Raw genomic sequence first — 12,476 nt, forward strand, 5'->3', positions numbered from 1 at the left:
CCGTGACGGAACGAGTCTCGATCCCACCATCCGAACTCCACCCACACCCGATTTGCGAACGATGTCCGACCAGTCAGCAGCCACCGACGACGGTTCCGATACCAGTATCGAAAGCACCGACGCCAGTACCGACACCGATATCGACGCCGGCATCGGCACCGATACCGACGAGACCACTACAGACGACTCCCCACACGAGACACCACTGCAGCCGCCTCCACTCCTGACGGGCGAGCACTTGCCACAGCTCCGGGCTACCCTCGCCAACGCAACGCATCTGCTGGTCTGTCTCGACTTCGACGGGACGCTCGCCCCCATCGTCGACGAGCCCGATGCAGCCGCGCCGACGACGGCAAACGAAACCGCCGTCGCGGGGCTCGTCGATGCCGCTCCCGTCACGACGGCTATCGTCAGCGGGCGGAGCCTCGCCGACGTGCGGACCCGCATCGACGGGCCGCGCATCTACGCCGGCAACCACGGCCTCGAACTCGCCTGGAACGAGACCGTCGCCGTTCACCCGGTTGCACACGAACGCGCCGCTCGGCTCGAAACCGTCTGCGAAGCGCTCGAAACCGTCCTCGGCCCGATCCCGAACGTTCGAATCGAAAACAAGCGCCTGACCGGAACCGTCCACGTGCGCACCGTCCCACCCGCTGCTCGCCCCACCGTTCGCCGACTTACACGGACCATCGTCGACCGATTCGGCGGCGACGAACTCGATATCTCCCCCGGCAAACGCATCCTCGAAATCGGACCGACGATCGACTGGGGCAAAGGCGACGCCGTCGATGTCATCACGTCGACGCTTCCGGACGGTACCGTTCCACTCTACATCGGTGACGACGTGACCGACGAGTCCGCGTTCCGCGCCATCGACGCCGACGGCATCAGTATTCGCGTCGGTGATGACGATCCCTCCACGGCATCCTTCCGCGTCCGGTCACCCGCCGCGGTCGCCCGCGTTCTCGACTGGCTCGGGACTGCCGGCGTCGAACTCGTCGGGCAGCGAACGCAGTCGCTGTCTGGAACTGAGCTGTGGAACGACGACCCGCGTGTCGGGCCGATCCCGGAACGCTGGCCGACGCCCGTGGCGAATGAATAAATACCGTTGGCTGCTGGCGCTGATAATCGCCGGCTCCGATGGCTTCGGCCGGCGTTCAGCGGGGGTTTGCTGGCCCCACGCCATCGTTACGCGTGATCACATATATTGTTGCCGATAGTGATTGCCAAAGCGAACTCCCCGGGACAAGCCGAAAGTATTAGTTACCAGTGGAAATAAAGATTCGGTACGAGAGTGACAGAGAGTGAAGCTACGCCAGCCAACTGATTTCCTGATCCTCGAAGCGCTCGAGGATAAGGGGCGAAACGTCGCGACGAATCTCGCCGCCCACACGGGAAAGAGTCGAAAAAACATCAACACCCGTCTCCCCGTCCTCGAAGACTACGGCTTAGTCGAGAAGATCGGGCCAGCAGAACGATCCGGCCTCTACGAGATTTCCTCGACAGGCAAAGCAGCACTCGTCTATCAGGATCAGTACGGCGAGGCCGACGACTTCGAAGACCTCATCGAGGGCCCCAGCGCGGGCGATCTCGATCAGAACGGTGACAGCCAGGCAGCGTTCGTCCGCGGGGAAAACGGTGACGTAGACGACGAAAACGCCAACACAGACGCCGACGAGTAATCCCGTTTCCGCCGCTCAGCCGCGATCGATTGGATCATTCGCGGCATGAGGCTGCATTTTATCCGCGCCATCTTATCAGCGGACCAGCGACCATCGTAGCGAGTCATCCCACCCTCCCGGTGGACGACCCTTCGAGCCTTTGATACGGACTGCTGTCAGTCATTTCCGGCGCAACCGCAGGACGGGCGCGGTTGCGCCGGTAAATCGTTACAGCAGACCGTATGAGACCGCGATGAACTCGGTCGGGTACAGTCGTCTCACAGAGACGAGTTCACCGGAGAGACGGCCATTCGTGGCTCCAATTTGGAGCCGGTCACTCCGTCGGGCTACTCCCCTCTTCGAAGAATTCGGAAAGGACCGTCTTGAGCCCCTTTCGGAGGTGTTGGTGCATCGTCGGTGGAGTCACACCCATGGTCTCGGCGATCTCCTCGCCGGTGCTCGAGCGCGGCCACTCGAAGAAGCCGCTGAAGTAGGCGAGGCGCAGCGTCGTCAACTGCCGGTCTGTAAGCTCCTCGTGGATTCGATTGCGGCGTTCGACTGCCGTGTGGACCGGCCGGTCGACCTCGCGACGCGCCATGAGTTCCGTACTTTCGTAGATTGCGGACAGCGCCTCGGCGACCTCCCGGACGTCGCTATGCTGGGGCACCTCGACAATGCAGGTTCCGATCCCGTCTGTGACCGTCACGTCCCGGATCGTTCCCCCGTGATTCGCAATCGTTCGAACGCCGGACTCGACCAGGCGCATCTCGATCGTACAGTGATCCCGCCCGTCGTGGATGAGCCGACACGACTCGATCGACTCGTGTTCCGATGCCGCCTCGATCACCGTCTCCCCATCGAGTCCGTCGACGGTCACGTACTGGATCGGCCGGCCGTCCGAGGTGGTTCCCGACCATTCGAGGGAACACGTACAGTCGTACTTCGTCGTCAGATCGAACGAAAACGACTCCCCGCCGTCGATTCTGAACTCGAGTTCGGTGACGGTATCGGCAAATAGCAACTGGCGGCTTTTGACTGCCATGATCGAAAAGCCCATAGTTTCCCCGAGGAGTTTGAACGCTTCCTGTTCGGTGTCCGAGAACGCATCGGCTCGACTCGCGAGGACGGTCAACACGCCGTAGATCGTTTGCTCGTGGACGATCGGAACGGCGATCGCCGCCCGAACGGTGTCTTCGCTGGCGGCGGCCTGTATCGGCTTGGGTAAGGGTTCTCGTTCGAGGATGTGGTTTGCCGTCAGTATTTCCCCCGTGGTTCCGGTTCGTTCGACCGGTCTCTGGATGTCCGTTGGTGAGGCGGGTTTGGTAGCTCCGTTCTCAGTGTCGGTATCGCTGTCGGTGTCAGCGTCGGTACCGCCGTCTCCATCGTGTTCGCTCTCACGACCACTGTCACCGTGCTCATCAGCGCTCCCGTCGGTATCATCGTCAGCCTCCTCACCCGCCGCGGTCGCGGTTGCCGTGTCAGCCTCGGACTCTCCACTTGCCCCCGCTTGCGTCCGTTCCTGTGAGTGTTCATACCGTGCGTCGTCGAGGTTCCGAACGGCCTCGAGATACGTCGTCGCTTCGCCCGCACCCGTTCGATAAGTGAACTCGCCGTTCGTGGTGCGTTCGGCGATCCAGCACCCACAGTAGAGATCCGAATCGACGAGTTCAGCGCAGACCTCTCGTTCGATCGCATCTCGGGTGGGGGCGTCGACGAGCGTTTCGATCACTTGCCGAATAACGGCGTTGATACGGTTGAGCGTCTCGAGATTTGCCTGCCTGGCCCGCAGTCTGCGTTCGCGTTGTGCGCGCTCGGTGATGTCGCGGGCGAGCCAGATGACGGCGCGCTGGCCGTCGATGCGTTCGTCGATCGGGACGACACGCGCTTCGTAGCGACGGCGGCCTTCGGTGGTCTCGACGCTGTACTCGACGGATTGGACCTCGCCGGTTCGGAGTGCGCGGTCGAGACAGTCCTGCAGTTGTGTCGCGGTCTCCTCCGGGAACGCATCGGTGAGGCGCTTGCCGACGAGTTCAGCCGCGGAGATGGTGTAGAGTTCGGCTGAACTCGGTCGGATTTTGGACTCTAGATATGTCCCGTCGGCACTGATGACGAACGCCTCGTCGGGCAGTTCGTTGGCGATGATTCGGTGATAGGTATCGTCGTGGGTGGCGTTCGGTGTGGGCGTCGATTCGGCGTCACGTTCCACGCGCTGTTCGGAGTCGGGGTCGGGGCCGGAGTCGGTGCTGGTACCGACGGTTGAGTCGGTGTTTGCGCTTGCCTGCTTCTGTCGCTGTTTCTGTCGTTGCTCCTGTTCTTGTTCCTGTTTTTCTTCCGTTTCCCCTTCCCCTTCGTCTTCGTCTTCGTCTCCGTCTCCGTCCTCGCCTTCCTCCCCCTCGGAGTCACTCCCACGGCTGCCAGTCGTCGCTGTCTCTTCTCGAACCACGTTGAGAACGCGGGTGACGGCATTATCGGTCGCCGGAACGTACTCGCTCACATCGGCCCGGAGTGCCGCTGCAGCGAGCGTTTCGCTGCCGTTTCGTGGCGTGACGACGATCGGCTGTTCGCCGTCGTCTTGTGCCGTGTCCCGGTCGGACGCTCGCGTCCGTGTTCGCGTCTGCGTTCGCGCTTTGGTTCTCACGTCCGTAACGTGACCAATAGCCGTTTGCAACGACGCGGGCCGATCGACATCGATGACGATCCCGTCCGGATTGAACGCGAACGCGGGCCCGGATCGATCCGTTGATCGGAGTTCAGCCAGTGACCGAACGATAATTTCCACTGGCGGATCACGATCCATCGCCTCGAGTTCCGTACGGAGTCGGTGTTCGCTCGCTGGTGCGTTCGTTACACAGACGAGTGAGACGGTTTCCTGTGAGTGCTCCATGGTCCGGGGTATCGGCTATTCGTCACTACGCCAGTGCTCCGAGCCGGTATACTTTCTACTCAACACCGCGACCTGCAATAAAACATAGGGGTCGAAATGATTCGACGGTCGGCCAACAGGTGGCCGTGCGAGTGAACGAGGGTTGTGCTACTGTCGCATCCCGTCTCCGAACCGGTTAGAGTTCGTCTGCTGCTTTCAGTTCGCCGATGACGTCGTCGACGAACGATTCCGGATCGTCGTACGGGAAGTCGCCGCCGGATATTTTCGTGTTTAGTTCCATCGCAGTCATCGAAAAATCCCCGGACTCGAACTTCGTCCCCGGACCGTTCGGCAGCGCTGGGACGAGGTCCATTGGACTCGAAATCGGGTAGTCAGCGCCTTCGAACGCGTCGATCATCTGCTCACGGATTTCGTCTTCATCTGCCATTGCGTGACTCCGTTACGTCCGATAAATAATAAATTTGTAGGTAGTTGCGCGTTCAGCGTGAGAGCGTAATTCTTCCCTTCGCTGGGGTTTCTTCCGCTCTCATAGCACTGATAGTGTCTGTCTAGCGTATTCACTGGCCGGGAGATAGTCATCGGCTCCAACAGCTCCGAAACAGTAATTATGCCCCGGACTGCATGTCAACCCATGGCGAAAGATACCGTCAGGTACCCCGACGAGGTCGTCGAAGAGATCGACACGCTCGTCGACGACGGTATGTTCGAGAGCAAATCCGAGTTCTATCGCTTCTCTGCGGAGTACGTACTCACGCTCATCGACCCCGATCACGACGTCGAGACGTTCAACTTCGACGAGATCAAATCCGAACTCGATATCACTGAAGAAGATCACGTGAAGGCGCTGGGCACGGACGGTGGAACGTTCTTCCTCGATGCTGTGATTACAGTCCGCAAACAGGGGCTGCGGGGCAATTACGAGGCTGCAGAGCGGTTTATCGACACCCACTACGAAGCGACCGATCAGGAGTGTATCATCTTGGAGGAGTTGCTCGGGACGTACCGAGAGGGAACGCCAAATCAACCGTAATCAGGGTCGAATCGACTCGAGAAACGCCGCGTCGACATGCTGTCGAAGTAATGTTGCAGCCCGATCTGCGGGTGCCGTCGCTGTTTCTCCGGACGAGTTCGCGTTGTGGGCTGGCCACTCGACACCTGCAGACCGCGCCACAGCCTCGAGAAACGCTGTGCGGACGCCCGTATTGTCGAAGACGCCGTGAAGGTAGGTTCCGAGCACCCGCCCGCGTGCTGCACTCGCGTCACCGAGCGGGCGCTGGATCGGTTCGAGCGCCCGCGTTCGGCCGGCATGAATTTCGTACCCCGAAGCGGTCCCCTCCGCGCCGGCGAGCAGCGGGGTCGCCGATCCGTCGACGGGGACCGTCGTCCGCTCGAGTCGCTTGTCCTCGTCGAACCGCGTTTCGACGGGGAGCAATCCGAGCCCGTCGAGTGTATCGTCGGTCCCGGTTCCTTCGAGCGAGGCGTTGGTGAGTCGCTCGCCGAGGAGTTGGTAGCCGCCGCAGATGCCGACGACGGGGCCGTCGAAGACGTGCAGTGCATCGCCGAACTCGGCGGTGCGGAGCGCGCGGAGGTCGTCGACCGTATTTTTGGTCCCCGGGAGAACGACGGCGTCGGCCGCAACTGCGTCCAGGGGATTCTCGCTCGCTCCATCGTCGACCGGCACGTAGACGACCGACACGCCGGGTTCCGCGGCGAGCGCCTCGAGATCAGTCGCGTTGGAGATGCGCGGGAGACGGGGGACGGCGATTCGAAGCCGCTGCTCTCCCGGAACGCCGTCGTCGTCGCCGCGGACGCCCCGCTCCTCGACGCCGGGGAGGCCGACGCTGTCCTCCTCCGGCAGGCCGGGATCGTCGTAGGGTAACACGCCGAGGATCGGGACGCCAGTCCGCGATTCGATCTCCTCGATTCCGGGGTCGAGCAGCGACGGGTCGCCTCTGAACTTGGTGATGAGCGCGCCGACGACGCGCTCGCGGATGTCGTCGGGTAAGAGTTCGATCGTTCCGTAGAGGCTGGCGAACGCGCCGCCGCGCTCGATGTCGACGAGCAGGAGGATATCAGCGTCGGCGAACCGGGCGGTTTCGACGTTCGCGAGGTCGCGGTCGTGAAGGTTGATCTCGGCGATGCTGCCCGCGCCTTCGGCGACGATCACGTCGTGGTCGGCCGCCAGCCGCCGATAGGAGTCCTCGGCGGCGATACGGGCGTCCTCCCAGTGGTTCTCGTAGTAGCTGCCGGCGGGAACGTGCTCGCGGGCCCGGCCCTGCACGACCAGTTGACTCTCGCCGTCGCCGCGCGGTTTCAGGAGGACGGGATTGCAATCCGTCGTCGGCGTGAGCCGCGCCGCGCGGGCCTGCGTGAACTGCGAGACGCCGATTTCGCCCCACCTGTCGTCGACCTCGTTCGAGTTCGCTTCGGCGGTCACAGCCGACGGGTTGCCGCTGTCTTCCCCCGCCGCGCGGATGACGACGCGGGCGTTGTTACTCATGTTCTGTGCTTTGAATGGTGCGACCGAGACGCCCCGATCCGCGAGCAGGCGACAGAGTCCCGCGACGACGGTTGATTTGCCGACGTGGCTCGCAGTCCCGGCGACCAGAAGCGTCCGCGTCATTCACACGTCCCTGCTGCGTCCCAGCGTATCGTCCTGTCGATTCCACCTCCGGCTTCCCACCGCCGTTCTCGACCCGCCACAACCGGACCGAGTTCACCGACGCCACGGACCGGTCCGTCGCAGGCCCGACAACTACGTACATCGCCGGTGGAGCGTCTCCCGACCCGATGCCACCGACACTCGACAACGAGTACGTGAGCGATTGGCGCGTCCTTACCGGAGACTCGTCCGTCGGCATCGACGCCAACGATAGCGATAGCGACGGCGACGTAGACGAACTCACTGTCACCCACGTCAGCGACCTCCACGGGCAACTCACGCCGCGCCACCACGTCTATTACGACACCCCCCACTCCAACTCGCGAGCGGCCTTCGAGTTCAGCGACGCGGACGAACTCGTGAAACGAGCCGGCGGGATCCCGATTCTCTCGGCGAAACTCGGCGAGATTCGATCGGCGGTCCCGGCGACGCTGACGCTCATGAGCGGCGACACCTTCCACGGGTCCGCCGTCGCGACCTACGGGGACGGACGGGACCTCTGTGATCTCGTCGCCGACCACCTCGACCCGACCGTCTACGTCCCGGGAAACTGGGACATCGCCGACGAGAGCAGCGACGATGGCGCGCTCCGGGAGTACCTCGACCGACTCGAGACCCGTGGGACGACGGTCCTCGCAAACAACCTCTACGACGCCGGGACGACCGACTCCCTGTACGAACCGTACACGCTCGTCGAGCGAAACGGCATCAGCGTCGGCGTCGTCGGCATGACGAACGTCTACATGGACCGGATGGCACCCGCCCTCCACGAGGACAAGTACGAGTTCGGCAAGCACCCCGCGCTGCTCGAGGAGGCCGCTCGGGAGGCGAAAGCCGACGGCGCTGAACTCGTGATCGCGGTCACCGAAATCGGCCTCCAGTGGATGGTCCAGGCGGCGAAAGACTGCCCCTCGATCGACGTGGCACTAAGTTCGCACACGCACGAGTACACCTACGAGCCGATCGTGGTCGACGGAACGGCGGTCATCGAATCGGGGATGGGCGACGCCCTCGGACGGCTCGATATTCGTCGAATTGGAGGGAACGCGGACGCGGACGCGGATGCCGACGGCAGTGACGTGGACGGCGCTGATACCGAGGGCGACCACGACGCCCACGCATTCGCCGTCCGCCACGTCCTCTACTGTCTCGCGCCCGACCACGAGTACACGCCCGATCCGGACGCCGCCGCTCACAACGCCGTCAAGCGCGTTCGCGAGCCGTTCCTCGCGGACGACACCGAGTTCGAGCAGGGCCACGGCACGCTCGAGCAGCCGCTCGATACCGTCGTCGGCGAGACGGCCACCCGGCTCGCCCGGCGATCGTTCCTGGTGAACTCGTGGAACGCGGCCCTGACCGACGCGCTCGTCGAGTTCACCGGCGCGGATCTGGCCGTCGTGAACGGCTACCGGTTCGGCTTCGCGGTACCGCCGGGAGAGATCACGCTTGAGGACTGCTACGGTGCGTTTCCGATGATCTCGCCGGTCGCGACAGGCGACGCCTACGGCAAACAGCTCACGAACCACGTAGAGGCATCCCTGAACGACAACTTCTCGCCGCACGTCTACGAGCAGGAAAACGGTCGCGTCCGGTCGTTCTCCCCGAACGTCTCGCTGACGATCGATCCGACGGCAAAGCGCGAGCGCCGCCTCGTCGCGTTCACGATCGACGGCGAGCCGATCGATCCGGACGACTCCTACACCGTTGCAGCCCTCGACAAGCCGGGCTCGGCCGCGCGTGAACTCGGCGGCTGTAACTTCCCGTTCCGGAACGTCGAGATCGAGGCGGGAACGACGGCAGTCGACGTGCTCGTCGAGTATCTCGCAGACGAATCCCCGCTCGACGTCGATACCGACGGCCTGGTCACGACGCCGGACGACGGCGGCACCGTCCAGAACACGCCCACAGACGGGCCGTATCCGTTCGTGCAGCCGGGCGTCGACTACGCGGACGGCGAGGCGTACTGCGAGACGCGGCTGATTCCGAATCGGTACGCGATGCCCGACGAGGCGGTGAATCGCCGGCGGTGACGGCGACGCGAGCGCGAGTTCAGCGAGGCGTTACTCGTTCCGGTACCGCTCGGCCCACTTCGGCCCCGCCCGATCCGAGAGCACGATGCCAAGCGCGCCGAAGCCGATTCCGGCGACGGCCAGGGCCGCCGCGAGCGTCGGTGTCGGCGGGACCACGACGAACCCCGCGACCAGCGTCGGGACGATCGCGACCGCGACGCCGACGGTGAAGGTTCCGAAACGGACCGAATCGAAGAGGAACTCGTTCGGATCGAACCCGGCGATGGAGACCGTTAGCCCGTAGTAGTACAGGCCGTAGCCGGCGAGCAGTATCGCCCCCACGGCGGCGTCGACGAGCGTCGCGTTGAACCGGATGACGGCAGCGAGGTACGGCAGGGCGACCGCCGGCGTCCCGACGAGGACGAACGCCGCGCGCTTGGCGCGGAACACGTCGTCGATGGCGACCGGATAGGTGAGATAGAACTCGAGCGAGTCGAACTGCGTGAGCCAGTTGTAGGTCGTAAACGCGGCGAGACCCAACACGCCACCGAAGAAGATGCCGGGCGCGGGTTCGACGCCCGTGATTTCGCGGACGACGCCGACGAGTGCGGCGACCAGCGCCAGCAAAATGCCGGCAGAGACGAACGGCTTCCAGATGCCGCCGGCGGAGCGCGAGAGGTCGAGCAGCGTTTTGACAACGAGGGGGTCGTCCGCGAACGGTAGCCGGTCGCCGACAGTCCGTAGCTGGGAAAACCGGTCGCCCGCCGTTCGCGTCGGCCGGCCGTAGGTCGGGTCGTACAGCGCGAGCGACGCGGCGGCGACGAGGGCCGTTCCGATCGCCAGACCGCCCGCTGCGGAGAGGGATCCCGACAGCGGGACGACCAGCGTGCGGACGGATTCGATCGCGGCGGGTCCGTCCAGCGCCCAGGTGACGGCGGCAGCGCTGACGAGAGCCAACGCAATTGCCCAGGTCGGTACGCCCCGCGTTCGGACGGCGATCAGGGCGACCGTCGCCGTCATGCCGGCGGCGAAGACGAGCGAGAGCGAGAGCCAGAGCACGGCGAGTTCAGTCGGCGTCGTCGCCGAGGGGCCGCCGATCGGGATCGCGGCGGTGGCCATCGGGAGGACGAAGACGACGGCGTAGAACAGCGCGTCTTTCACCAGAAACATCCCGAGGAGCCGCCGTCGGGAGAGGGGAAGCGTGGACGCAGACGAGAGGACGAGCGAGAGCCGGCCGAAGACGTTTTCGAGCATGTTCGAGCCGGCGAAGCCGGCGGTACCGCTGTAGAGGCCGAATCCGAGCGCGAGAACGTGGAGGCCGAGGACGATGGTCGCGGGGGCCGTGCCGGTCTCGAGGAGCGCGATGGTCGCGCCGGCGGCGAGGAGGACGATCAGGAGGGGAAAGGAGGCAAAGCGCCAGCCGCCGAACAGTTGCGTGTGGAGCCGCCACTCCTCGCGCAGGAGGGTGGTAAACAGGAGGCGGTTCGTGCCGTTCCCGATGCCACCAACGCGGCCGCTGTCGACGCCACCGCTGCCGATGCCGCCGCCGATATCGGTGGCACTCTCCAGTTGGCCGGTTTGTGACTCGTCTCGGCCGGTCCGTTCTCCGTTCATGCCTCGATCTCGGTCCGTTCGAGCGCCGGCATGTCGCGAGCGTCCGCGTCGTCGACGTGCTCGAGGAAGGTCTCGAGCAGCGAGTCGCCGGTTTCGTCGACGAGCGACCGCTCGGTGACGATCCGGCCGTCGGCGACGATGCCGACTCGCGTGCAGATGTCGGCCGCAACGTCGATGTTGTGCGTCGAAACGAAGACGGCGTTATCGTCGGCCGCGTACGCGGTCAGAAACTGCTTGACCTGTTCCTGAACGAGCGGGTCCAGGTTCGCAAGCGGCTCGTCGATCAACACCACGTCGGGTTCATGGATGAACGCCTGCGCGATCATCACCTTCTGTTGTTGGCCCCGCGAGAGGTCCGTATGCAGCGTCTCGAGTTTGCTCGCGAAGCCGAGTCGCTCCGCCCAGTGCTCGATACCCGCCGTGACAGCCGCTTCGTCTAACTCGCGCACGTCGCCGACGAACTCGAGGTACTCCCGCGGCGTGAGAAAACTCGGCGGCGAGGCTTGTTCCGGAAGGATACCGACCCGCCGTCTCGTCTCGAGCGGGGCTGTCGTCGGGTCCGTTCCCAGCACGCTGATCGTTCCCCCGTCGGGGACGATCTGGCCGGTCAGCGACCGAATCGTCGTCGTCTTGCCGGCACCGTTCGGCCCGAGAAAGCCGAACAACTCTCCGCGTTCGACGTCGAAAGACATTCCGTCGACCGCCCGGACGGCTCCGTACGACTTGCGCAACTCATCGACTCGAAGGACACCCATCAGTTGAACGGTCATTCACAGTGGCTGGTAATAACTGTGCTGGCACCCACCTGCCACCGCGGGCGGTGAGAGCGGCGGAGAGCAGAATCAGAACTCCGTTCCGCGACGTGCCCGCTGGCCGTCCTCGATCGGGTGTTTCTCCTTCCGGACGTTCGTGATCAAATCCGCGCGCTTCTCGAGATACGTCGGCTCATCGTGCCCGCCGGAGAGTACGAGTTCGAGATCGGCCGGCTTCGCATCGATCAGGTCGTGTACGTCGTCTTCAGAGAGCAAATCGCGTTCGACGGCGTAGAGTACCTCGTCGAGGACGAGCATGTGGACGCCGTCCTCGGGATCGCCGTCGAGGTCGAGCGGCGAACCCAGGTCGGCCTCGCTCGCTGCGGTGAGAACCTCGCGGGCGCGTTCGAGGCCCGCCTGCGCTTCGGCCTCGTGCTGTGCTTCGTCGCTGCCGTCTGCCATGCCGTGCCAGCCGTAGTGGCCGAGGTTCTCGTAACTCATTCCCGGCAGCGCGTCGATCGCGTTGTACTCGCCGCGAACGGCCTCGACGCTCGATGCCCCGCCTTTCATGAACTGCAGGACGTGCACGCGGTAGCCGTGACCCGCGGCGCGCATCCCCATCCCGAGCGTCGCCGTTGTCTTCCCTTTTCCGTCGCCCCACCAGACCTGTACGAGTCCGAACTCGTCGGGCGCTGCCGGCTCGATTCGCTCCGCCTCCGGCGTTCGGCCCTGTCCTGGCGTGTTTTCGATAACGGCCTCAGTCGATGCAACCGATTCCGGCGTATCTGCCGTCTCCGGCGTCCGATCCTCGCCCATATCCCAGCCGTCGACCCGACCGTACATGTAGCTATTCCTGTCGCACCGCTCGAATCCGACACAACCGTCTTGAGTCCT

Annotated in this window: 10 protein-coding genes; 4 read left to right on the forward strand and 6 right to left on the reverse strand. The window is 64.2% G+C overall.

The window, feature by feature from the left end; all coding sequences use genetic code 11:
- Nucleotides 1-61 precede the first annotated feature (61 nt).
- A complete protein-coding gene (gene otsB, locus SM755_RS03355; RefSeq protein WP_323171437.1) occupies nucleotides 62-1,102 on the forward strand; it encodes a trehalose-phosphatase in 1,041 nt (346 codons plus the stop codon).
- A gap of 202 nt (nucleotides 1,103-1,304) precedes the next feature.
- Complete coding sequence (locus tag SM755_RS03360; RefSeq protein WP_006664171.1) at nucleotides 1,305-1,682, forward strand: winged helix-turn-helix domain-containing protein; 378 nt, start codon at nucleotides 1,305-1,307, stop codon at nucleotides 1,680-1,682.
- A 313-nt stretch (nucleotides 1,683-1,995) separates the two neighbouring features.
- Here the strand turns inward: SM755_RS03360 and SM755_RS03365 are convergent, their stop codons facing one another.
- Together SM755_RS03365 and SM755_RS03370 are read right to left on the reverse strand one after the other, a co-directional pair.
- Nucleotides 1,996-4,545: a bacterio-opsin activator domain-containing protein gene (locus tag SM755_RS03365; protein WP_323171438.1), complete on the reverse strand. Its 2,550-nt coding sequence runs from the start codon at nucleotides 4,543-4,545 to the stop codon at nucleotides 1,996-1,998.
- A 175-nt stretch (nucleotides 4,546-4,720) separates the two neighbouring features.
- A complete protein-coding gene (locus tag SM755_RS03370) occupies nucleotides 4,721-4,972 on the reverse strand; it encodes an MTH865 family protein (protein ID WP_006109640.1) in 252 nt (83 codons plus the stop codon).
- Between the two features lie 204 nt (nucleotides 4,973-5,176).
- Here SM755_RS03370 and SM755_RS03375 point away from each other — a divergent pair, with 204 nt between their 5' ends.
- On the forward strand, nucleotides 5,177-5,575 hold the full coding sequence (locus tag SM755_RS03375) for a CopG family transcriptional regulator (protein WP_323171439.1): 399 nt from the start codon (nucleotides 5,177-5,179) through the stop codon (nucleotides 5,573-5,575).
- Here SM755_RS03375 and SM755_RS03380 read toward each other — a convergent pair whose 3' ends face one another.
- Complete coding sequence (locus SM755_RS03380; RefSeq protein ID WP_323171440.1) at nucleotides 5,576-7,168, reverse strand: cobyric acid synthase; 1,593 nt, start codon at nucleotides 7,166-7,168, stop codon at nucleotides 5,576-5,578.
- Nucleotides 7,169-7,335: 167 nt separating this feature from the next.
- Between SM755_RS03380 and SM755_RS03385 the strand changes: the two genes are divergently transcribed.
- Entirely contained in the window at nucleotides 7,336-9,237 is a 1,902-nt protein-coding gene (locus SM755_RS03385; protein ID WP_323171441.1) for a 5'-nucleotidase C-terminal domain-containing protein, read from the forward strand.
- Nucleotides 9,238-9,267: 30 nt separating this feature from the next.
- Here SM755_RS03385 and SM755_RS03390 read toward each other — a convergent pair whose 3' ends face one another.
- The 3 genes from SM755_RS03390 to SM755_RS03400 all read right to left on the reverse strand — a co-directional run bounded on the left by SM755_RS03390 (nucleotide 9,268) and on the right by SM755_RS03400 (nucleotide 12,425).
- Nucleotides 9,268-10,830: a hypothetical protein gene (locus SM755_RS03390; RefSeq protein ID WP_323171442.1), complete on the reverse strand. Its 1,563-nt coding sequence runs from the start codon at nucleotides 10,828-10,830 to the stop codon at nucleotides 9,268-9,270.
- A complete protein-coding gene (locus SM755_RS03395; RefSeq protein ID WP_323171443.1) occupies nucleotides 10,827-11,585 on the reverse strand; it encodes an ABC transporter ATP-binding protein in 759 nt (252 codons plus the stop codon). The genes SM755_RS03390 and SM755_RS03395 overlap by 4 nt, the downstream gene beginning before the upstream one ends.
- Before the next feature lie 87 nt (nucleotides 11,586-11,672).
- A complete protein-coding gene (locus SM755_RS03400; RefSeq protein ID WP_323171444.1) occupies nucleotides 11,673-12,425 on the reverse strand; it encodes a cob(I)yrinic acid a,c-diamide adenosyltransferase in 753 nt (250 codons plus the stop codon).
- Between the last annotated feature and the right edge of the window lie 51 nt (nucleotides 12,426-12,476).

Source organism: Natrialba sp. PRR66, from assembly GCF_034808065.1.
GTDB classification, from domain to species: Archaea; Halobacteriota; Halobacteria; order Halobacteriales; family Natrialbaceae; genus Natrialba; species Natrialba aegyptia.